Consider the following 260-nt stretch of genomic DNA (forward strand, 5'->3'; position numbering starts at 1 on the left):
TCTGCTCGGCTTCAGTCAATAACAAAACCGCCTCTTTCACCCGTTTGGCTTGATATTCAAACTCAACCGCTTCGCCTTTTTCATTCAACAAACCGGTTTTGACAGGAATCATCATCGGCTGCTTGTCCGCCATATCGGGCGTAGCCGGAATGGTTTGTTTGATGGTCAATTCAAACGCTCCATCTTTCAGACGGCCTTGAGCATCTAAAACCGGCGTACCGGCTTGGCTATACCACAAAGCGAACTGATCAAGATTGATG

Annotated in this window: 1 protein-coding gene; it reads right to left on the reverse strand. The window is 47.7% G+C overall.

Features of this window, described 5'->3' with window-relative positions:
* Positions 1-260 (reverse strand): DUF3458 domain-containing protein (locus ACTHS3_RS18135; protein WP_440368815.1); only part of this gene is annotated, 260 nt, incomplete at both ends.

The organism is Neisseria sp. P0009.S007 (assembly GCF_051962515.1).